Source organism: Ignavibacteriota bacterium (assembly GCA_016218045.1).
Classification (GTDB): domain Bacteria; phylum Bacteroidota; class Ignavibacteria; order SZUA-365; family SZUA-365; genus JACRFB01.
The window spans coordinates 72,688-94,520 of record JACRFB010000026.1; the positions used below are offsets into that span (position 1 = coordinate 72,688).

Below are 21,833 nucleotides of genomic sequence, written 5' to 3' on the forward strand. Positions count from 1 at the left end.
CGTGTGACCCTGAAGGAGAAGACAGAACCCAATCCGTACAGAATATAATACCCCCCCCCCCCCATTGTCAAGGCAAATCGGAAAAATAATTACATTAATACGACAATAATATCGGATGTTATGTATACGATTTGCGTGCGCCTCGGTTCGCCTGACAGAACAAGTGGATACACCGTGCGGCGAGCTACGCGGGTACCGCTAGGGAATAACAACAACGCCCCGCTCAGCGGGGCGTTGTTGTATGTGTGTCGTAGTTCCGCGATTTGCGCGTGGCGCGGAGCTGGGGCGGACTATTCGCGGTCCTCGTCTCCGTGCCCGGCGGCTGTCTCGGGTTTGGCGGGACCAAAGGTCGCCTCGAGTCCCTGCGCGAGCTTCTCCTTCTCGGCGTCGGTGAGTGATGCCGACGGATGCATCAACGTATATTTTTTCAGGGGCATTTCACCGCTGCGTACTTCAGAGGCGGCTTCGTCGGCCTCCTGCTCGCCGCTGCCCCACTGCGAGAGATTCATCTTTGCGCGGCCTCTCTCGACATCGTCCTGCACAAGCCACGACGCCGGGGCGATGTGTGAATGCCAGGGCCACACGGTCTCGTTGCTGTGGCAATCGGCGCAGGCGCGTGTGAAGAGGGCGCGCGTCTCGGGCGAATTCCACGGCGGCTCACCTGTCACGGCGGGATTGCTGTGATCGCGGCCGTAGGGCACAAGCTGTATGCCGAGCAGAACAACGGCAAAAAGTCCGAAGAAGATTTTGGTGAAACGGCGGATGGAGATTTTCATGTCGGGGGATATCCTGATTGTTGCCGGGGGCTGCGACTGCTGTTGCTGCTAAAATGCCTGTCCGAAATTCAGATACAAGCCGGTGCTTTCAGGACCGAAGCCGACGTCCGCCCGCGCAACGAAGGTGTCGTAGTAAAAACGCAGGCCGACCACACGTCCCACGGACCAGCGGTTGAGATCCACACGCAGTGGATCCGGCCACACCTTGCCTGCATCGAGTCCGAGCACGGCGCCGAAACGCCAGACAATGGGGAAGCGCAGTTCGACGTTCGCAATTGCCGTTGTCTTGTCCACGAAGCGGTCGGCGGTGAGACCGCGCTGCGTGTCGTTGCCGCCGATGCTCGGGAGGTAATGCACGGGGATACCCGCGCCGAATACGGACTGGGCTGTGAGACGCGCGGCGAGCACGGTGCGCGGGTAAAAGAGCGTGGCGTACCATTGCAGTGTCGCGCCTATGCGGGCGAACTCGGCGTCTCGGACGGCGAGCGGAACCGCGTATTCCAGCTCGAGCTCAGCCACAACACCGCGTGAGGGGTTGAAGAAGATATCGCGTGTGTCGTAGCGCGCCGACACACGCAGCGAAGATGCCGTCACACGTTCGGTGCCGCGCGCGTCGGGTGTTGCCGCCAGCGCACCCGAATCGGAGAAGTCGGTGTTGCGGTTCCACATCCATCGAAGCCGCACGTCGGTGACGAATCTTGTCGTCCATCCGCGCGAGAATGTGAGCGCGGCATCGACGAACTCGCGGGTGAGCTTCTCGCCGCGCTCGAAGGGCGCGGCCGATCCTATGCCGTAGAAATTGTACTCCGGATTCCAGTCGTACCGGAGTTCAAGGTCCGCCGCCATGTCGTACACCTTCCCCTGCCGCACGTCGGTGTGCGGGAAGGAGGTGACGAACTTGAAGTACTTCTCGCCTTTCATGCTGAAGAAGGCCATGGCGTCGAAACTCTCGCGTGCGCCGAGTTGATTGACGAGCAGCGTCTTCGCGACGATCGCAAGACCGAAGTTGGAATCGTACACGGGTACGGGGAAATATTCCCATGTCGTAGTCACATTGCTGGGCAGGCCGTCGCCGTCGTGCGGCACCTGCGACAACATCGAGCGGAGATTGATGTCGGCATACACGCCGTAGTGATCGGAAAATGCCGCTCCCGCGCCTATCAATGCGGCTGTGCCGCGTTCGGATTGTACCAGACCCGGACCCGCGAAAATGTGGTCGATCTTTCGCGCCATGCCGTCGTGCCAGTAGCCGAGGGCTCCGATCGCATCGCCGGAGTCGACACGGGCCATGGCGGCACGCGACAGCGACACGTGTGCATTCGAGCGTGGATCCCAGGTGGGCGGCAGACCCGCGGTCACGTCGGTGAGAGTACTGTCCGGAAAAAGGATTCGCAGATCCGAATCATCGGCCGTCGTGTTGAAATCGCCGAGCAGTATCAGAGGCGACGATCCGATTTTTTCGTCGAGGTAGCCGCGCAGACGCAGTGCCTGATCGCGCCGCTTTGCCGCACGCTCCTCGAAGTCGCGGCGTATCTCGTCGCCGGTTGTAGCGCCGCCCGCGGCGGTCCGCAGATGCCTGTCGAGCCAGTCCCGCGTTTCAGGTGTCGCGGGTACCGACGCGTCGAGATGCACGTTCACGATATGGAGCACGGCACCGTCTATCATCACACGCGCAACAAGCGCCGCGTTGTTCTCCGTGAAATGGAAGGAGAGGATGTTGCCCGACACGCCGAAGTTGCCCGAAAGATCAACGACGTCGACAAGCTCGAGCCGCAATGCCCGTTTGGCGAGGATGGCTATGCCCTCGTTCAGATTCCACGGCAGGCCCACGCGCCCGGCCTTGAGACCGGCGTTGACACGGTGCGAGACCGCGTCGTAGCCCAGCGCGTCCGCAATGTCACAGGTGAGGGACGAGGACGGATTCACCTCCTGCAGCGCGATGATGTCGGCGTCGAGCGCGCGCAGCGCGCTTACGAGGGAATCGTGGCGCAGCGCGCGCTGCTCGTCCGTTTCCACCTCGCCGACACACAGCGTGCCGCTGTAGTCCAGACCCGACCAGATGTTGACGGTCGCGACACGCACATTCTGCGCCTGCGCGAATACCATGCAGGCAAGCATACACAGGCCGGAGAATACAAGATGTCTCATTGCACGAACTTGTACCCCGCGGTATGCACAGTGACGATATGGCGCGGGTGTGATGGATCGATTTCGATTTTTTTGCGGAGCGACAGGATGAAGTTGTCCACCGTGCGTGTGGTGGGAGTCGCGTCGTACCCCCACACGTCGTCGAGGAGCTGCGCGCGGGTGATGACCTCGCCCTCGCGCTCGACAAGGTACTTGAGCAGTTGAAACTCGCGCGCGCTGACGTCGAGCACGGCCCCTGCGCGGCGCACCTCCTGCCTGCGGAAGTCGACCTGCACCTCGTCGAAGAAAAACTCGGTCAGCGCGGCCGGGGTGTCGCTGCCGCGCCGCAGAATCGCGCGTATGCGCGCGATCAGCTCGCGCACGCTGAATGGTTTGGTCATGTAATCGTCGGAGCCGAGTTCGAGGCCGAGCACCTTGTCGAATTCCTCGCCGCGGCTCGTGAGCATGATGATGGGTGTGGTGTTGCCCGCGGCGCGGAGTTCCTTGCAGATGTCGCGGCCGTCCATGCCGGGAAGCATGAGATCGAGCACGATGAGATCGAAGCGCATGGATGCGGCCGTCCGGTACCCGGCCGCTCCGTCGCTTTCCCCGATGACGTCAAAGTGTTCCGCCGTCAGCGCGTCGGTGAGGCCGCGAAGAATGGCGGTGTCGTCTTCCACGATGAGAATGCGTTTCATGCGTGTGCCGTGTGTGTGATGTGTGTGCCGTCGTTCTCTGTCTGTTCACGCGGTTGCGTCGCGGCGGACGCACGGGCCGCGGGAATAAAAATACGGAAGGTGCTGCCCTCGCCTTCAACACTGCTCACATCCACGCGCCCGCCGTGCGCGCGCGCGATATCCGCGACCAGCGCGAGGCCCAGCCCGGCGCCGCCCGCGCGTGCCGCGTTCGGGTCGCGGGCGCGGAAGAACGGATCGAAGATGAGCGGGAGTTTGTCGGCGGCAATGCCGACACCGCGGTCGCGCACCTCGAAGACCACGTCGGCACCGTCCGGTACGAGGCGCAGCCAGACCTGCTTCGGCGTGCGCGAATACTTCAGCGCATTGTCGAGCAGATTCATGACGGCCTCCTGCAGCGCGTCCGCATCCGCCTCGATCGGGGGAGTACCGGGCGCGATGTCGACCTCGAAGGCCGCCTTTTCGGAAAGAAACTGGTAATGTAATGCCGCGGCGGCCCTGCGTGTGAGCTCGGCCGGATCCACGGGGATGCGCCGGTATTCCTTGATACCGCGCTCGATGCGCGAGAAGTCGAGAACATTGTCTATCAGTCGCGCGAGCCGCCCCGTCTCGCCCTCGATGATGTCGAGATACTCGCGCGCTCTGTCCGGATCGGTGATGGTGCCCTCGCGCAGCATCTCCGCGAACATGCGGATCGAGGTCAAGGGTGTGCGGAGCTGATGCGAGACGCCCGAAACAAAAAACGACTTCATCCGATTCAGCTCTTCCAAACGCCGGCGTTCTTCCGTCTCGATGATCATACGCTCGTGTAAATGCAGCCGCTCGAGCGCGCGCGCCGTCTCCGCCGCAAGGGCGCGCAGCAGTTCCAACTCCTCGGCGTGAATCGCGTCGGCGCGCGATTTCATACGCAGCACAATCACACCCAGCAGCTCGCCGCCGCTGCTGTGCAGCGGTGCGGCCACTGTCCACACGTGCGCGCGCAGCCAGGCGGCGATTGCGGCCGGTATGTCCTGCTTGTCCCTCGTCGCCTCGGGCAGCGCAAACACTTCGCCCGGATGCAACGTCCGGCCTGCGTCGGCGGGCGTTTCGAGCCGCTCTCCGCCGCCATTGTCGACGTCCGCGACGCGGGCGAGGTCGCCGATGCCGGGCACGACGACGTACACGGCGCACTCCTCGGCGCGCAGTAACGACCGCAACTCGTCCGTCACCTGCCGCGCGATCGATTCCGTGCTCAGCTCGCTGTTCAAACGTGACGCGACGGTCCGCACGATGCGTTCGAGATTGGCGCGCGCGGGGAACAGGGCGTCGTCGAGCGAGCGCATGAACTTGCGCCGCAGAGGGAAGTAGGCGAGCGCAAGTGCCACAATCACGGCGATGTCGGGCAGGTGTTCGGTGAAGTTTTTTTCACCCCGCACCGCCGCGGCGGTGGCGAACACGGCCAGCAGATACACGCACCACACAACGATGGAGAGGACGCCGCGCAGCAGACCCCGGTGCCTGTCGACCTCCACGGTCATCATGGTCGAACGCAGGAACACCACAATGAGCGTGAACGGGATGCCCAGGATGAGAATGATGGTGTACTGCTCGGGCACGCGCCCGCCGGTTTGCCAGAATTGCGGGAGCAGATTCAGGACCAGCAGCGGGACGAGTCCGATAAGCACCGCCGCGAGTAAACGCAGTATCGCGCGACGGGTGTGCACATCCTCGGCCCACCGGTACGAGAGGAAAAACATGACGGCCGAGCCGATCGTGGCGGTGCCGAGCGCGATGTGAATGAAGCGGTAGAAGAACAGGAACACATGAAACGTATCCGGATCGTACGCGCGCATCACGGCCACGTGTGTCAGACTCAATCCCGCGGTCACAACGGAGGCAGTACCGTAGAGCACGGCGGTCTTGATGCGGAAGCTCCCGAGCCAGCGAAGAGGGAACTCGCTCGCGACGAGCAGCAGTCCGGCGGAGGTGCAGAGGTACGTGGCGAAAAACAACACACGGAGCATTTCGCTCACAATGTCGTGCGCCTCGATGCGCCCGTATGTCAGAATGATGACCGACGCCGCGCTCACAAGCGCCCAGTGCATCGCCAGTGCCACGCTGTCGCGAGGTCGTTTGACAAGCACAAACACCGCGAGCATCCAGCACACGAAGGCCGTGGCCGCCGTGAATATAGCGTAACTCGCCGACGGATACGCCGCGACAAGCCGCATATGCGCCGACGCCTGCAGCCCGTTGCGCCGGTATTCCACATGACATACGCTGCCTATTGTGGAAAGATCGGCGAACAGCTCCACGGCTTCGGGATCGAAGATTTTGTTTCCGTCCCACGCGACCAGCACATCCCCCGCCTCGATATTTCCCGCGTCGGCGGGATGTGTCACCTCCTCGACAACCACACCGGAATCCGAACCCGCGACAAGCATGGGTGTCATGGGACGGTGGAGCAGGCGCGGGATGTTCACCGCGCCTGCCACCAGAAGAAGTATGTCGACGACGAGGAATAGCGCTGTCCGCGGGGATATGCCCCGTCGAGCGCTCGCTAGTCGCACGTGCGCGTCACCTCGACGGTGATGCGGCGGTTCTGTTTGCGCAGGGCTTCGAGCTGCGATTTTGTCATCTTGCGCAGCGCCTTGCCCGTCGGCTCCTGCACCTTCTCGCGGCTCGAGCCGTAGCCGATGGTCCGGCTGAACTTCTCGGGTTTGGCGCCGTTCTCGATAAGCCACTGCACGACACGCTTCGCGCGCAGCTCCGACAGCTCCTGGTTCCGCACGGGATCACCCTCGCGTGAGGCGTGGCCCTCGATGCCGACCTGCAGACTGTCGCACTGCTGCACGTAGGCCAACAACTTCGCGAGATTCGCGCCCGTCTCCGGCACCTCGAAATTGAACTGGTCGGAATTCACGATGAACAGAATCTCGGGGAAGTCGACGCGTGTGCCGACCTTCGGTTTCTGCGGACAGCCGTTCTTGCCCTTCTCCGTGCTCGGCTTGCCGGGGATGAGCGGACAGTCGTCCTCGCTGTCGATAATCGCGTCGCCGTCGGTGTCGGCCTTCAGCGGGTCGGTGCGATATTTCTCCGACACTTCCTCGCCGTCGCGAAGTTTGTCCTTGTCGGTGTCGGCCGAAAGCGGATCGGTGCGGTAGCGGTCCGACACTTCATCACCGTCGATGAGTGTGTCGTTGTCGCTGTCCGGATTTTTCGGATCGGTCTTGTATTTCACCACCTCGTCGCCGTCGGTGATCTTGTCGTTGTCGGTGTCGGGATTGTCGGGCGCGGTGCCGGTCTTGCGCACTTCGTCGGCGTCGCTCAGGCCGTCGCCGTCGGAATCGGTCTTCATGGGATTGGTCTTGTATTTCGACACTTCCTCGCCGTCGTTGAGGCCGTCCTGATCCGAGTCCGTGGCGTTGGGGTTGGTCTGGAACTTCGACAGCTCCTCGCCGTCGGACAGGCCGTCGGCGTCGCTGTCGGCCTTTGTCGGATCGGTCTTGCTCGTGCGCGCCTCGTCGCCGTCGAGCAGCCCGTCCTTGTCGGTGTCGGCGCCGAGAGGATCGGTCTTGCGCGCGAATTCCTCGCCGTCGCTCAGTCCGTCGCTGTCGGTGTCGGCCTTGACCGGCGAGGTCTTGTGTGTGAAAATCTCGTCGCCGTCGTTGACATTGTCGCCGTCCGAGTCGGATTTTTTCGGATCCGTGCTGTGGACACGCACCTCCGCGAAGTCGTTGAGTCCGTCGCCGTCGGTGTCGGGATTTTTGGGATCCGTGCCGAGCGTGCGCTCCTCGTCGTTGGTGAGTCCGTCATTGTCGCTGTCGATGTTGCCGAAGATGTACATCGACACGCCGAGGCCGAAGGTCAGGAACGCGTCTTTCTCCGTGCCGCTCACCTCGTAGTCGTCCAGGAAATCCGTGCCGGTGAAATGCATGGTGGCGCGGCCGTTCACGACGATGTCGTCGGTGATATACGTTTCAAAGCCGATGCCAGCGGGGAAGTAGATCCTGGCCTTGTCGTATCGCGCATTGCGGTTGTTCGGAAGCGGATCGTTGGCGAAGATGTTTGCGGGATTCCAATCCAGCCAGCCCACGCCGGCGAAGATGTAAGGCACAAAGCGCTGCTGCGCGAAGGGATTCACCGAGAGAAGAAGGTCGTACGTGTTGAATCGAATCGCGTTCTTCTCCTGTATCACAACGGGATCGTTCGGATACGTGTCGCCCAGTTTGGCGCCCGCACCGAAATAGTCCGGATACTTGCTGATGAGTTCGGGCGTCACCTTGTGGCGCATCTGCCCGAAGGTTGTGGACGCGTGCAACGACAGAGGACCGACGATGTTGTACCGCACAAACACGTCGCCCGCGAGCCAGAATTGATTGTCGCTGAACTCGCCCCAGTATTTGACGCCGCCCCCGTTGAAGCCGAAGGAAACACGCCCGCCCGCGCTCTGCGCGGTGCAGTTGTGGCCGAACAGAAAGACCGCTACAGCAAAAAGCGCGACAGCCATGGTCCTTTTCATGGTCCCTCCAAGTTTCCGTGCGAGTATCTGAAGTGTTGTTGCTCTTAAGATACTACAATTCGCGCTGTTGTGTATCGTCCGTCCGCGGATTCGCGGCGCCGTGAGCGGGAGTACCGATTCAGCACACGCTGCACGGAAATACCGGACCGACGTATCGGAAATATCAACAGCCGGCGCACGGGAGCGGTATACGCCGCCGCCTTCGCGTCGGCTAGGAGCCGTGTGCGGCGCCGCGGGACTTTCGCAGTTCTTCCCGGAGAAACGCGGCGGTGTATCCCTTGCCCGATTCCGCAACCTCTTCCGGTGTGCCCTCGACAACAATGTACCCGCCCTCATGTCCACCTTCGGGACCGAGATCGATGACCCAGTCGGCCGCCTTGATCACGTCGAGGTTGTGCTCGATGACGACCACGGTGTTGCCCTTGTCTACAAGCTTGCCGAGCACGTCGAGCAGCATGCGCACATCCTCGAAGTGCAGGCCGGTCGTGGGTTCGTCGAGTATGTACAGCGTGCTTCCCGTGCCGACTTTCGACAGCTCGGTCGAGAGTTTCACACGCTGCGCCTCTCCCCCCGAAAGGGTGGTGGCCTGCTGTCCGAGGCGGATGTATCCGAGCCCCACGTCGTGCAGCGTCTCGAGCTTGCGGCGCGCGCGCGGTATGTCGGCGAAAAATGCGAGGGCGTCTTCGACGGACATGTCGAGCACGTCGGCAATGGATTTGCCGTGGAAGTGAACTTCGAGAGTTTCACGGTTGTACCGTTTGCCCTTGCAGACCTCGCACAGCACGTACACGTCGGGCAGAAAGTTCATCTCGATTTTCCGCACACCGTCGCCGCCGCAGGCGTCACAGCGCCCGCCTTCCACGTTGAAGCTGAAGCGGCCCGCGGAATAGCCGCGGATCTTGGCCTCGGGCAGACTCGTGTACAGATCGCGGATGATGGTGAACAGCCCCGTGTACGTGGCCGGATTCGAACGCGGTGTGCGGCCGATCGGCGTCTGATCGATGTCGATCACCTTGTCGATGTGCTCGAGACCCTCGATCTGCCGATGCGACAGAACCGGGACGGCCGACTTGTAAAAGTGTCGCGCGAGCAGGGGATACAGCGTCTCGTTTATCAGTGTCGATTTCCCCGAGCCGCTGACTCCCGTCACACAGATGAAGGCGCCGAGCGGCAGCTTCAGCGACACGTCCTTCAGATTGTGGCCGCGTGCGCCGTGGAGGACGAGCTGTGTGCCGTGACCCGCGCGCCGCGTGGCGGGCACCGGTATGTCGCGCAGCAAACGCAGATAGTCGACGGTCAACGAATGCGGGGGTAGTGTCTCCGTCGCGGCCGGATCGGCGGCGGCTCCGGCTGCGGTGTTTTTCTTTCCCGCCGCGCGTCCTACACGGCGTGCAGTCGCATGAAGGAGCGTGTCCACCGTCCCCTCGGCCACCACACGTCCGCCGTATTCCCCGGCGCCCGGACCAAGGTCGATCACATGGTCGGCGTTCTCGATCATCTCGCGGTCGTGTTCCACAACGATCACGGAATTGCCGAGGTCGCGCAGCCGCTTGAGCGAATCGATGAGTTTGACGTTGTCGCGCTGATGCAAACCGATCGACGGCTCGTCGAGTATGTACAGGACTCCCGTGAGCTGTGTGCCGATTTGTGTCGCAAGCCGTATGCGCTGCGCCTCGCCGCCCGAGAGCGATCGCGCCGAGCGGTCGAGTGTGAGATAGTCGAGCCCGACGTTGTGCAGGAATTCGAGACGCGAGACGATCTCCTTCAGCACCTGCCGCGCGATTTCCTCCTGCCGCGGCGTGAGTGTCAGATCGGAAAAAAAGACCAGCGCATCCTTTACCGAGCGTCGTGTGATCTCGTGTATCGGCGCTCCTCCGAAACGCACGGCGAGTGATTCGCGCCGGAGCCGTCCCCCCTGGCAGCTTGCACACGCCACCGAGGTCATGAACGACTCGGCCCATTCGCGGATGCCGTTCGACGTGGTGTTGTCGTAGTAGTGTTTGAGACTCGGTATCACGCCGGCGATGGAGGCGTTGTACACCGACGAGCGTCCGTTGGGATGTGTGTACGAGATCTTGTGTTTTTCCTTCCCGCTCCCGTGCAGCAGCATCTCCATCGCCTCCGCCGAAACCTGCGAGAGCGGGGTGTCGAGGTCGAAGCCGAATTTCTGTGCCACGGCCTTCACCTGCGCCCACCACCAGGTGTTGCGCGGTTTGCCGAGCGGCGCGAGCCCTTCGTCGTTCAGAGATTTGCCGGTGTCGGGCAAGATGAGCGTGATGTCGAATTCGCGCCGTTCGCCGAGTCCGTCGCAGTCCGGGCAGGCGCCGTAGGGCGAGTTGAACGAGAACGAATTGGGCGCGGGTTCGTCGTAGCTCGAGCCGCACACGGGACACGCGTTTTTGCGGCTCATCAACACGTCTTCGCCGTTCACGTGTATGATCACGACGCCGTCGCCGAATTTCATGGCGATTTCGAGTGAATCGGTCACACGCGCGCGCGCCTCGGGATTGGCCACGAGACGGTCCACCACAATCTCCACGTTGTGGATTTTGTAGCGGTCGAGCTTCATGCCGTCCTCGATCTCGCGCACCTCGCCGTCGGTACGCACCTTCGTGAAGCCGTCCTTCGCGATCTGCTCGAACAGTTCGCGGTAGTGGCCCTTGCGACCGCGCACCACGGGGGCCAGGATCATGAGACGCGTGCCCTTCTCGAAGGCGAGGACGCGGTCCACCATCTGGTCCAGACTCTGCCGCTCCACGAGTGTGCCGTCGTTCGGGCAGTGCTGCACACCGGCCCGCGCGTAGAGCAGGCGCAGGTAGTCGTATATCTCCGTCACGGTTCCGACGGTCGAGCGCGGACTCCGGCTCACGGTCTTCTGTTCGATCGATATCGCCGGACTCAGCCCCTCGATGTTGTCGACGTCGGGCCGCTCCATCGTGCCCAGGAACTGCCGCGCGTATGGCGACAGGCACTCGACATAGCGCCGTTGGCCTTCGGCGTAAATCGTGTCGAAAGCGAGACTCGACTTCCCCGATCCCGACAGACCCGTGATCACCACGAGTTTGTCGCGGGGGATGTCGAGGTCGATGCCCTTCAGGTTATGCTCGCGCGCTCCGCGTATCTGTATGACGTCGGGTTCCATGCGTTCCATCGTGTCCAATCTTAAAAGATCAGAAAAACAGCGATGGGGAGCAAGGTCCTGAAGGGAGATGCATCTCGTCGGTGCGGGAGTTCCGGATCGTGGTGTTACATCCTCTGCAGCGGTAGCTTGCTGCGCAGCAAGGGAAGGTCATACAATCCGCTGTATGCGTAGCCGGCCGCATCGATACCGATGAACAGTGGAACCTCCGGAAAGCCCTTGCCGTCGTAATAATGGACCCACACACCGGGCGGCGTGACGTCGATCCACGTGGCACCGCCGTCCCGGGAGAATTCCACGAAGGGGCCGGTTGTATGGCGGAGACACACGGCGTTGTTCACCGCCACCATATCGTTCCCATGCGAGGATACCACCGGGCCGCGGTTCACCCAGCTCGCCCCATTGTCGTCGGAGCGATGCAGTTCATCACTCAGCACATAGATTTTTCCGTGTGTGCAGGTGACCGTGAGAATGCTCTTCGCTTCGAGTGCGGGAGGGCAGATCCAGCTCTGCCGCGAAGGATCCGAGATGTACAGGCCCGACGTCGTGCCGATGACGAGCCGCCCGGCGGTATCGGAGCGGATGACGGTCACTTTCTTCGTGGGCGTGATCACCTGTGGCGCGATCGGTGTCCACGAGGCCCCTCCGTCTGTGCTGCCGAAAAGGCCGTTCAGTGGTCTCGCGATGATCAATTCCCCGCCCGGCAGGCTATGAAACGCGGAAGCGTTCTCCTCTCCGAGACGTTTCCATGACCATGCGGCAGTATCCAGAACGTACACCCATGTAGACGATAAGGTTGCGGAGAAGACTGCCCCGCCGCTCGCCCCGGCCAATTTATCGATATAGATGTCTTTGGGCATCCCGCCTATGCGGGCTGACCAGTGTGTTCCTCCGTCCGTTGAGACGTAGGCACCCGATACGGTCGCGCAGACGAGACGGCTGTCTCCGGCGTCGTGAAAGACCAAAGGGCTGCTGCGCTCGGCGGACAGCCTCATCCAGAAGTCGTCCTCGTCCTCGTTGTCGCAACCCATGCTGCCAATGAGGCAGAGGAGACACAGCACGAGCACCGCACATGGAATGCAGTCTCGTCTCACGTCTCTCGTCTCACGTCTCACGTCTCACGTCTCTCGTCTCACGTCTCACGTCTCTCGTCTCACGTCTCACGTCTCTCGTCTCCCTCCAGCCCTACGGCAGCGTCTCGTTGAGCACCTTCTCCGCCTGAGCGGTGCGGAAGGCGCGGAGTTTTTCGCGCAGGTCGGGACGTTTGTTGGCGAGTATCGCGACGGCGAGCAGCGCGGCGTTCGACGCACCGGCCTTGCCGATGGCGAGTGTGCCGACCGGGATGCCCGCCGGCATCTGCACGGTGGAGAGCAGCGAGTCGAGTCCGTTGAGCACGCTGGCCATGGGCACGCCGAGCACGGGCAGTGTGGTGTGCGCCGCGACCACGCCGGCCAGGTGCGCGGCCCCGCCGGCGGCGGCGATCATCACCTCGACGCCGCGTCCTTCGGCATGTGTGACAAGCTGTGTCACCTGCGCGGGCGTGCGGTGCGCCGACAACACCTTGCACTCGTGGGGCACGCCGAATTGGTTCAACATGTCACTCGTATTCTTCATAATTTCCCAATCCGATTTGCTTCCCATAAGCACGATGACAAGGGGCGTCGTGTCCGGCATAGTGTAACCTCTGAGATTCTGGTTCGTAGAATAGCTGATTATTGGTACACGCGGAATGATAGTGTGCGCAAGAACGAGCGGCTGTCTGGCCGCTTCTTTGTGAAAGTACCACACCGGGGCCGACGGGCCAAGTCCGCGCCTTCTCCGCCGAACGACCGCTTTTCCGTCAGGGAATCTCCACATGAAACAGCACATGAAAAAAACACCCATTCGTATTGTATTCGCTCTATGCCTGCTCGCCCTGGCGGCTGCGCGCCTCGATGCCGGAACACCGGAAACCCTCGGCGGCGGCGTGTCGGGCTTTGTGACGGACAAGGAGACCGGCGAAACCCTCGTCGGTGCGACGGTGCGCCTGAAAGGCACGTCACTCGGCACTGTGACAAACAAAAGCGGCTTCTACGCGATTGCAGGACTCGGCGCGGGCACCTACACCATGGTTGTCAGTTTTGTGGGATATCAGAAGCAGGAAATGGTGGTGACGCTGGGTGACGCCGAATCGAAAAAGATCAATGTGATACTCCTGCCTGAAGCCCTGCGCGGCAAGGAAGTGGTGGTGGTGGGAAACCGCTTCGAGACCGACAGGCAGATAACCGTCAGCCATGTCAACATTCCTGCGGCGCAGATACAGCAGATCCGCATCGGCGGTGAAGCCGACGTGTTCCGCTCCATCCAATATCTGCCCGGCGTGCTTGCATCGTCGCAGATTTCGAGCGGCCTGTATATACGCGGCGGCTCGCCCGATCAGACGCTTGTCCTGCTCGACGGGTCCACCGTCTACAATCCCTCGCACCTCTTCGGTTTCTTCTCCACCTTCAATACCGATGCGATAAAGGACGTCGATCTCATCAAGGGCGGGTACCCGGCGGAGTACGGCGGCCGTCTTTCGGCGGTGCTGGATCTTGTACAGAAGGACGGCAATCAGAACCAGATCGAAGGACTCGCGTCGGTCGGACTCATCTCGTCGAAGCTCTCCATGCAGGGGCCGGTCGGAAACGGGTCGTGGTTCATCGGAGGCCGGCGCACCTACATCGATGCACTGACGAGTATGCTCGAATCGGCCGAGGATCCGCTTCCGGACTATTACTTCTACGATGCGAACGCAAAGATCTCGCAGAGTCTGGGCTCGTCCGACAAGGTGTTCCTGAGCGGTTTCGCGGGGAAGGACCAGCTCGACATCGACAACAATTCGGGATTCAACGGCAGCATGGGCATACGCAACACCGCCGCCGCCTCGCGCTGGACACACGTCTTCGGCGAGAATCTTTTCTCGGTGCTGAACCTCAGTTGGAGCGAATACTCGAACAGTTTCCGCACAGCGTCTGCCGGGTGGGAGACCCGCGTCGAAAACGGCATCGAGGACTACACGCTCAAGGGCAACCTCGAGTGGTTCGTCACTCCCTCGTTCACGCTGAAGTCGGGTTTCGAAGGCACACACTACCTCTTCACCTACCTGCAGAACTTCACCGGCAACGCCGACTCGGCCATCGCCGAAGGCACGCGTGAAACCGGGCGCATGAATCTTCGCGCCGACGACAACACACTTGCCGCCTACGTGCAGGGCAACATGCACCTCACGGATCTGCTCTCGGTGCAGTTCGGCCTGCGCGGCAACTGGTACGAGCTGCGCGACATCGTCAAACTCGATCCGCGCTTCTCCCTGCGCTGGCAGGCCCAGTACAACCTTGCGCTGAAGGCCTCGTGGGGCATGTACCATCAGTACTTCCGTCTCGCGTCCCTGCCCGACTTCAGCTTCTTCGACACCTGGCTGCCCACCGATTCCACCGTCAATCCGTCTCACGCGGTACACTACGTTCTGGGCGTGGAAAGTCAGCCCGTCGAGGGATACGATCTGAACATCGATCTGTACTACAAGACGATGCATCACCTGAGCGAGCTGAACATGTTCGCGACCACGGGCCGCGATGTGGCCGACTTCTTCTATGACGGGCGCGGCGAGGCCTTCGGCATCGAGCTGTTTCTGCAGAAAAAAATAGGACGGCTGACAGGTTGGGCGGGATACGCGCTCGGCTTCATGAACCGGCAATTCGATCGTATCAATCGCGGCGCGTGGTTCCGTCCGCGCTGGGACCGGCGGCACGACGTCAAAATCGTGGCCATGTACCAGATCGACGAGTCGTGGGATGTCGGCGCGACGTTTACGTTCCAATCCGGCCAGTCGTACACCGGCATGACCTCGCGTGTGCAAAGCTCCATCCCCGGCGACGATATCAGTGTCGGTGTGACGATGCCGGCCGACAGATACGGTCTGCGTCTCCCGCCCTCGCATCAGCTCAATATCAACGTGAACTACAACACCACGGTGTTCGGTCTCCCCGCAAAAATTCTGCTCGACATCTACAACGTGTATTCGCGGCGCGATATCTGGTTCCGGTACTACAACACCGACGGCGACGTCACCACCGTCGAGGACGTGCGTCTGTTGCCGATACTCCCGAGTCTTGCCATCGAAGTGAAGTTCTGAGGCCGCCATGCAATCATACACATACTCCACAACCCCGTTCCTCTCCGTGCCGCTGTTACTGAAACGCGCCGCCGTCGTCTTTTCCGCCCTCGTGCTTCTTTTTGTCGCAAGCGCCTGCGAAGACACACCGCCCAGCGCCTATGTGCCCGTGCCGTATGTCGAGGCGTATCTGTTTGTCGACGCGCCTATCGAGGGTGTCACCGTGCTGATGTCGCAGTCGTTGGGCGCCCCGTACAATCACGCATCCGCGGTGGTGCGTGATGCGCAGATCACCGTCGCGGCCGACGGAATCGACTACCCGCTCGTGTTTCGCGAAACGTCCGACGGGGGCGCGTACGCCTTTCCCGACACGAGTGTGAAGGTGAAGCCTGGCACCACGTACACACTCACTGTGCGGCTGAAGGACGGGGCGGTGTGTACGGGCGAAACTGTCACGCCGCAGCGCATCGGGTGGACGCGATTCCCGTACTCGACACTGCAGTATCCGAGCGATACCACCAAACTGCCGTCACCCGATTCGCTGCGCATCGCCTGGTCCGCGGGCAGCAACGCGGAGTTCCTGATCCGCGTGCGCTGTCTCGACACGCTCGCCTACGGCGCGCTGCTGCAGCCCCCGACCGGCGAGGAAAACAGCCGCACCAACAACCTCGACGATTTCGAGACGCCCGAGACGCCCACGTTTTACGGCACCGCGCGCTGGGGCTACCTGCAGGCCACCTCGGCGCCGACGGTGTGGAATGTGTTCAAATGGCACGGACGTAATGAGGTGGCTATCATCGCGCCCGACAAACATTTTCTGAACTGGTTCAAACTCACACGTTTCAGCGGCGCGCCGCAGTACAACGAGGAGTTCTCGAACATCCGCGGCGGTACCGGTGTGTTCGGGTCCGCCGCAAGCGCGACGCGCGAAGTGTTTCTGTTCAAGCGGCAGAAGTAAAGGACCAGCAGGTCCGATACTCAGCGCGCAAGCACAAGCATCGACGTGTGTACGCCGCCGCCGGTGCTGAGCACGAGGCGGTACACGCCGTTTGGTTCGTCGCCCGCGATGAAGCTGCGCGTATGATAACCGGCCGCCAGCACCGCGTCTTCCAGGCGCCGCACGAGGCGGCCGTTTGCATCGTACACGTCGAGAGTCACCGCGTCCGCGCGCGGGATCGAGAACACGATCTCGGTCTTTGTGGTGAACGGATTCGGGAATGTGGAGTGCAGGACCACGGAGGCCGGCACACGGAAGGCGACCGTGACGACGGGGCTGTAGTCGAAGGAGCCGTCGCGGTCCACTACCCGGAGCCGGTACTGCACCGCTTCCGTTTCGGGTGGTGCCGCGTCGGTGAAGGAATACGAGCCGGGTCTGTCGCTGCTGCCGCGCGCGTCCACGGATCCCACCTCGTCCCAGGCCGTCAGACCCGGCGCCGCGCGGCGTTCGACCACAAAGCGGAAGCTGTTTAATTCCGACACCGTGGTCCAGCGCAGCATCACGCCGCGCGACACACGCTCGGCGGTGAAGTCCGCCATTTCGACGGGCAGCGGCGACGAGGGATCCCCGACCGCGAAGGGGCCGAACGACGAGACACTCGTGGCGCTGCGTGTGTACGGATTTGAACCGCCGGCCGCCGCATACGTGGTGATGGCCGACCAGGAGCCGCTGTAGCGCGTAATCGCCGAACTGCTTCGTGTGAACAGCGGCGTTTCGTTGATGCCGTTCCACTGCAGGAGGACGGTGGCTGTTGATCCGCCCGCGGCCGCCTCCGCGATATGCCAGGTCTTGCCGACGATGTGTGTGGTGAAGGGACTGCCGCTCGTTCCCGCACTGAGCACACCGTCCGACACACGCACGCGGAACTCGTCGGCGGTGCCGGAATTGGTGATGGTCACAGGCGAATAGCGTGCGGCACTGTCGCCCACCGGGAAGAGTATGGCGCCCGTGCGGCCGCCGGATCCGATGCCCGCCTGCCGCAATTCACCGCTGCCGTCGGTGACGATAAACGCCGAGGAACTTCCTCCGGAAATGCTGCCGGTTGCCGCGATGGACAGGTTGTTCGAACCCAGGACGATTGTACCGTTCACGAGATTCAGCACGTTGTCCACGGTCACCGCCCCCGCGAGTGATGTCGACGTTGCGTTGTCGTAGGACAGGCGGTCGAGTGTCAGGGCGGGGATGGACGCGGGCGGCGTGGTGGAGGACGGAATAAACACCGTGTCGCCGGCCGTCGGAACGGCACAGGGCGCGTCCCAGTTGCCCGCGGTACTCCAGGCCGTCGAAACGGCACCGGTCCACGTCAGCGTGGTAGGATTGGTGGGATGTGTGGTGAGCACCATTGCGTCGGAGCTGAAGCAGCCGTTTGTATCCGTGACTGTCACGGTGTACGTGGTGGTCGACGACGGCGAGGCCTTCGGATACGAGACGACGGAACGGCTCAGGCCCGCGCTGGGCGACCACTCGTACATCTTCGGTTGCCAGATGAATTTTGCGATGGGCCTGTACGGTGTAATTGATGCGGCCGATGCGCCGCAGCCCCCGGTTCCTCCCACAAAAGTGGAACGATACGACGACAGCGTGAAGGGTAGATTCACATGCACGAGATACGCGCTGGCCGAGGGTGTGCCGGAATTGTTGAAGCAGGTCTCGAGAATCAGATTGCTTGTGCCGTCCCACAGAAACGGCGTGTCGAAGTACAGCGTGTCCCAGCGCGCGAGAGGTGTGTACGAGGTCATGGACAGCACGGGAGTCATCCCCGAACGGAATCCCGTGCTCAGCGATGTGTCCGTGGTGTTTTTCATCGAGACGGAGAACGACGACATCGCCTTGGTGCCGCTGGTCGATGACACCTGCAGCGCCACCGCGGTGATGTACCCCTTCTTCACGCCCGCCGCGCTGAGTTCGGATTTCATGTAGAGCATCTGCGTACGCTCGTCCTCGACGGTCGTGTTGTACGGGATGGAGGAACTGACGCCGATGCTGGTGCCTACCGTGGAAATCGAGTCGGTCGTTGCCGTGCCGATACGCACCGAATCGCCGATGCAGATGTCCTTGTCCGCCCCCGCTGACGCTGTCGGGGCGCTGCTCACAGTGACGGTCAGCGTGTCGTTCTGCGTGAGGCAGGTTCCGTTTGTGACAGAGACATAGTACGATGTGGTACTCGCGGGGGAGACCGTCTTTGTTGCAAGCGTGTCGCCCGCCCCCGTGCTCCACAGATACGTGATGCCGCCGTAGGCGCGAAGGTCCACCGATCCGCCCGTGCAGATCGTGGTATCGCGGCCGGCATTTGCCCGGATCTGCGTCATGCGCGGATACGTGCAGACGTCGGCGGTCATGCTGCGCCGCAGCACCGCGTTTGCGGCGGCGGTGTCGTTGCTCGCCAGGGTGCGCTTCGTGGCGCCCGCGCCGATCGAGTAGTGCATCACCACGCTCGAGTTGATGACGTGCGCGAGTTGATGTCCGTGGCCGAGTTCGTGCAGGGCGACGGACTCGAAATCGTACTGCGAGCCGCCGGGTGCTCCCGTTGCATAGTACCAACTCGTTCCGCTGTCGAACACGATGTCGAGTTCCGTCACATACGCGGCGGAATCGCTGCCGCATTTCACGAGGGACCAGTAGGAGGAACAACGGCCAAGCACCCCGGAGGGCAGTTCGGTGCCGACATCAAAACGGATGACGTTGATGCCGTCGTAGGCGATGCTGTCGGCGCCGGTTGTCGGACCGATATCCCAGTTTATTCCGCCCGATACGTTTGTGCCGCAGCGCCAGGTTTTGAATGCGCGGAGAAAGGCGTCCTGCGCTGACGTGAAACCTTTGAACGCCGGGGTCATCTGCCAGGTCAACCCGCCGTTCGGATTGTCGGTGATGAAGCGTGTCGGATGCGAATTGCCCGTAAAGGTCGCCGCGAGCAGGGCGTATGGAACGGTCAGCGTGGCCGCGCTGGTTACCGAATCCGGATCGCTGTTGAAGACACGAATCGTACCCGTGCCCGCCTTGCTCGGCACTTCCACCGTGATCGACGTCGCGCTCCACGAGGTGTATTGCGCGGACGCGGCGCTGATGTATGTCGTGCCGCCGTCGTCGGCGTTTTTGAATCGCACCGTGCCGGATCCGCGCGACGCGTTGTAGTTTGTGCCCGTGATCGTGATGGTGCTGTCCTGCCCGGCGGAACGGTTGGCCGGTGTAAACGAACTGATCGTCGGCGTGGCGAGAAGGGCCTTCTGTTTCGGATTCGTCTGTCCGAAATTCAGAACCAGCGGCGCGATCACGCGCGGCGTTTCGCCGGTGAGGCGTGTGACGGCGTTGCGAAGATCGGTGCTGTATGATGCGTATGACATAAACGGACCGCCCGCGCTGCCGTCGCGATCGTAACGGACAAAACCCTGCAGACTTGCGTACACCATCATGCTGCGCCCGCTGTTTGTCGCGAGGATGCCCGGGATCCGCGAGGGTTCGCAGAAAAACAGGCCCGCATCACCCGGCTCGAGCTCGAGCGTCTCGGTGAGATGCATGTGTACGTCCCCCACGGTTCCGCCTTCCGTGATGATCTCCATTTCCGTGCCCGTGAATCCGCCGCGGAACACGGTGCTCACCTGAAGGAGGTTGGATGTGTAGATGCGCGCCCGCGCCGCATCCCAGTACGACGACTGTGCGGTGATACGTCCCTCGACGATCATGGCCGACTTCGTCACCTTTTCCTCAAGTGTGACGGGACGGAGCTGGGCGTGGCCGACTGCCGCTGCAAGCAGCAGGAGGGCTGTGATGGTGAAGCAGGTCTGTATTCGTCTGCGCATGGTTGTTCCTCGCATTCTATAACCGACAGGTACAGCAAGGCAGAGCGCGAAGATTGTCTCACGTGCTGCGGTGCTGCGGCGGCGGTTTCAATGCGCAAAAAGTAGCAAAAAAATACGGATGATGCAGAGACGTTTTTCTTATATCATGAAAAAGTTGCTCGCGACGATCCAGCCGAGGGCCGCGCCGGCGCACACGCACACGATGTTCACTGCATCATTGCCCATAAAGGCCACGCCGCGTGAATGCGTCGTTTTTGCTCCGCAGTGCTCGCGTTTCTCCGTGTCCGATCCGCACACGGTGCAGGTGTACCGCGCCTGCACCGATGCGCCCAGCACGCTGTCGATGATGGAAGCGAACGCCCCCGCGGCGACGAGTCCCGCGAGCAGGGACCACGGCACCGCGTCCATCCCGAGCATGACGGTCCCCAGGGTGCTCACAACTGCCGCTCCCGCGATTCCGCCGAGAGTACCCAATACCGACACGGCACCCGAGCTGCCCCGCGGTGAGGGGCGGAAGGTCAGGATGTTGCGCGGAAGACCGCGCGCGAGTCCGCCAATTTCCGTTCCCCATGTGTCCGCCGTCGCCGCGGCGACGGAGCCGAGAAAGGCGAGGTACCAGCGCGGATCGGGAAACACCACATGCGCGAGCGCGAGGAGGCCGCCGATGCCTCCGTTTGCGGCCACCTGCCACATGTCGCGCGCGCCCGTTTTTTCGATCAGCGTGTCCATGCCGCTCTTGCGCGTGCGCCCGGCGCGGGAAAGGAAACTCGAGAGCAGGAAAAAAGCGAGTATCGGCAGCGCCCACAGCCATCCCCCCGTTCCATACACGATAACAGCCAGCAGGTAGGTCGCTGCCGCGCCGGAGGGCGAGAGCAGGCGCAGGCGCACGGAGACGGCCGCTGTCAGGAGGCCGAACATGGTGGCCTCGATGAATTGTGCGGCCGATGCGGAGGCATCGGATCCGCCCCATATCCACAGCCCCGCCGCGACGGCGAAGGGCACGGTGATGTTGTCGAGTCCGCGCGACGAGATCGCCTCCCACACGGTGGCGAAGACTGCGAGACTGATGCAGAACAGGATCAGGAGCAGCGTCTGTCCCGACGCGGCGGGCAGCAAACCCGCCGGCGACGTCATATGAGCGATGGCCAATGCGCCGCATGAAACGAGGAACATGGCGGCGGAACCCTGCAGCGATTTTGTATCGGACCCGAGACGGTATTCGCGCGGACGCCTGATGCTCTCACCCACGGCCGCCGCCGCTCCGTCGCCCAGCGCCAGCACCAGCATTGCCGCAACAACAATGTCGGGCCGGCTTTCCCAGAACAGGAGCGCCAGCCCGAGCAGGGCCGCGGGGTAATAGACGGTGCCGAAGGAGCGGCGCTGTGAATGGTGCACTGCGCGCAGCACACCGAAGTGATAGGCCGCCGTATTGACCAGGATGAACACCAGCGACAGCAGCACTATCGGCAGTGCGCGTGTAAAAAGACCAGGGCCGAAGGCGATCAGAATGCCCGTGCCGATGTGCACCGATTTTCGTGCAATCTCGGGCGCAAAACCAAAACGTTTGTGCAGGAGTTCGACCAGGGCCAGCAGAGCGAGGATGCTGCCGGCGAGAATGGCGAGATTCCGTATTTCAATGGCGGATAGGAAAGGCATCGGCTGCGGA

The 21,833-nt window shown here is 62.2% G+C and carries 12 protein-coding genes; 2 read left to right on the plus strand and 10 right to left on the minus strand.

The genetic code is table 11. The annotated features are described in order from the left end of the window. Positions 1 to 290: 290 nt before the first annotated feature. The 8 genes from HY962_07865 to purE all read right to left on the minus strand — a co-directional run bounded on the left by HY962_07865 (position 291) and on the right by purE (position 12,912). Complete coding sequence (locus HY962_07865; protein MBI5646835.1) at positions 291 to 776, minus strand: heme-binding domain-containing protein; 486 nt, start codon at positions 774 to 776, stop codon at positions 291 to 293. Positions 777 to 824: 48 nt separating this feature from the next. Beyond that, the gene (locus tag HY962_07870) at positions 825 to 2,924 is read right to left on the minus strand and encodes a BamA/TamA family outer membrane protein (GenBank protein ID MBI5646836.1); all 2,100 of its coding nucleotides are present in this window, start codon (positions 2,922 to 2,924) and stop codon (positions 825 to 827) included. Then, positions 2,921 to 3,601: a response regulator transcription factor gene (locus HY962_07875; protein MBI5646837.1), complete on the minus strand. Its 681-nt coding sequence runs from the start codon at positions 3,599 to 3,601 to the stop codon at positions 2,921 to 2,923. The genes HY962_07870 and HY962_07875 overlap by 4 nt, the downstream gene beginning before the upstream one ends. Continuing rightward, a complete protein-coding gene (locus tag HY962_07880) occupies positions 3,598 to 6,147 on the minus strand; it encodes a GAF domain-containing protein (GenBank protein ID MBI5646838.1) in 2,550 nt (849 codons plus the stop codon). Before HY962_07880 ends, HY962_07875 begins: the two co-directional genes overlap by 4 nt. Then, on the minus strand, positions 6,138 to 8,099 hold the full coding sequence (locus HY962_07885) for an OmpA family protein (protein ID MBI5646839.1): 1,962 nt from the start codon (positions 8,097 to 8,099) through the stop codon (positions 6,138 to 6,140). Before HY962_07885 ends, HY962_07880 begins: the two co-directional genes overlap by 10 nt. Positions 8,100 to 8,310: 211 nt before the next feature. Further along, a complete protein-coding gene (gene uvrA / locus HY962_07890; GenBank protein MBI5646840.1) occupies positions 8,311 to 11,241 on the minus strand; it encodes an excinuclease ABC subunit UvrA in 2,931 nt (976 codons plus the stop codon). Positions 11,242 to 11,345: 104 nt separating this feature from the next. Further along, complete coding sequence (locus HY962_07895; GenBank protein MBI5646841.1) at positions 11,346 to 12,332, minus strand: hypothetical protein; 987 nt, start codon at positions 12,330 to 12,332, stop codon at positions 11,346 to 11,348. Positions 12,333 to 12,423: 91 nt separating this feature from the next. Next, complete coding sequence (gene purE / locus HY962_07900; protein ID MBI5646842.1) at positions 12,424 to 12,912, minus strand: 5-(carboxyamino)imidazole ribonucleotide mutase; 489 nt, start codon at positions 12,910 to 12,912, stop codon at positions 12,424 to 12,426. 181 nt (positions 12,913 to 13,093) lie between these two features. On the opposite strand from purE, the gene HY962_07905 reads away from it, so the two are divergent. Together HY962_07905 and HY962_07910 are read left to right on the plus strand one after the other, a co-directional pair. Beyond that, positions 13,094 to 15,394 carry a TonB-dependent receptor gene (locus HY962_07905; GenBank protein MBI5646843.1) on the plus strand — a complete coding sequence of 767 codons (2,301 nt, stop codon included), beginning with the start codon at positions 13,094 to 13,096 and terminating at the stop codon, positions 15,392 to 15,394. A 7-nt stretch (positions 15,395 to 15,401) separates the two neighbouring features. After that, positions 15,402 to 16,331, plus strand: a complete 930-nt coding sequence (locus tag HY962_07910) for a DUF4249 family protein (GenBank protein MBI5646844.1) — start codon at positions 15,402 to 15,404, stop codon at positions 16,329 to 16,331. A gap of 20 nt (positions 16,332 to 16,351) precedes the next feature. Here HY962_07910 and HY962_07915 read toward each other — a convergent pair whose 3' ends face one another. Both HY962_07915 and HY962_07920 read right to left on the minus strand, forming a co-directional pair. Continuing rightward, positions 16,352 to 20,167, minus strand: a complete 3,816-nt coding sequence (locus HY962_07915) for a T9SS type A sorting domain-containing protein (protein MBI5646845.1) — start codon at positions 20,165 to 20,167, stop codon at positions 16,352 to 16,354. A gap of 138 nt (positions 20,168 to 20,305) precedes the next feature. Beyond that, on the minus strand, positions 20,306 to 21,823 hold the full coding sequence (locus HY962_07920) for a DUF92 domain-containing protein (protein ID MBI5646846.1): 1,518 nt from the start codon (positions 21,821 to 21,823) through the stop codon (positions 20,306 to 20,308). Positions 21,824 to 21,833: the final 10 nt, after the last annotated feature.

Excerpts from the sequence above, each read along its gene's own strand:
- HY962_07865 (MBI5646835.1), bottom strand. The coding sequence starts at position 776 with ATGAAAATCTCCATCCGCCGTTTCACCAAAATCTTCTTCGGACTTTTT.
- HY962_07870 (MBI5646836.1), bottom strand. The coding sequence starts at position 2,924 with ATGAGACATCTTGTATTCTCCGGCCTGTGTATGCTTGCCTGCATGGTA.
- HY962_07875 (MBI5646837.1), bottom strand. The coding sequence starts at position 3,601 with ATGAAACGCATTCTCATCGTGGAAGACGACACCGCCATTCTTCGCGGC.
- HY962_07885 (MBI5646839.1), bottom strand. The coding sequence starts at position 8,099 with ATGAAAAGGACCATGGCTGTCGCGCTTTTTGCTGTAGCGGTCTTTCTG.
- uvrA (MBI5646840.1), bottom strand. The coding sequence starts at position 11,241 with ATGGAACCCGACGTCATACAGATACGCGGAGCGCGCGAGCATAACCTG.
- purE (MBI5646842.1), bottom strand. The coding sequence starts at position 12,912 with ATGCCGGACACGACGCCCCTTGTCATCGTGCTTATGGGAAGCAAATCG.
- HY962_07905 (MBI5646843.1), top strand. The coding sequence starts at position 13,094 with ATGAAACAGCACATGAAAAAAACACCCATTCGTATTGTATTCGCTCTA.
- HY962_07910 (MBI5646844.1), top strand. The coding sequence starts at position 15,402 with ATGCAATCATACACATACTCCACAACCCCGTTCCTCTCCGTGCCGCTG.
- HY962_07915 (MBI5646845.1), bottom strand. The coding sequence starts at position 20,167 with ATGCGCAGACGAATACAGACCTGCTTCACCATCACAGCCCTCCTGCTG.
- HY962_07920 (MBI5646846.1), bottom strand. The coding sequence starts at position 21,823 with ATGCCTTTCCTATCCGCCATTGAAATACGGAATCTCGCCATTCTCGCC.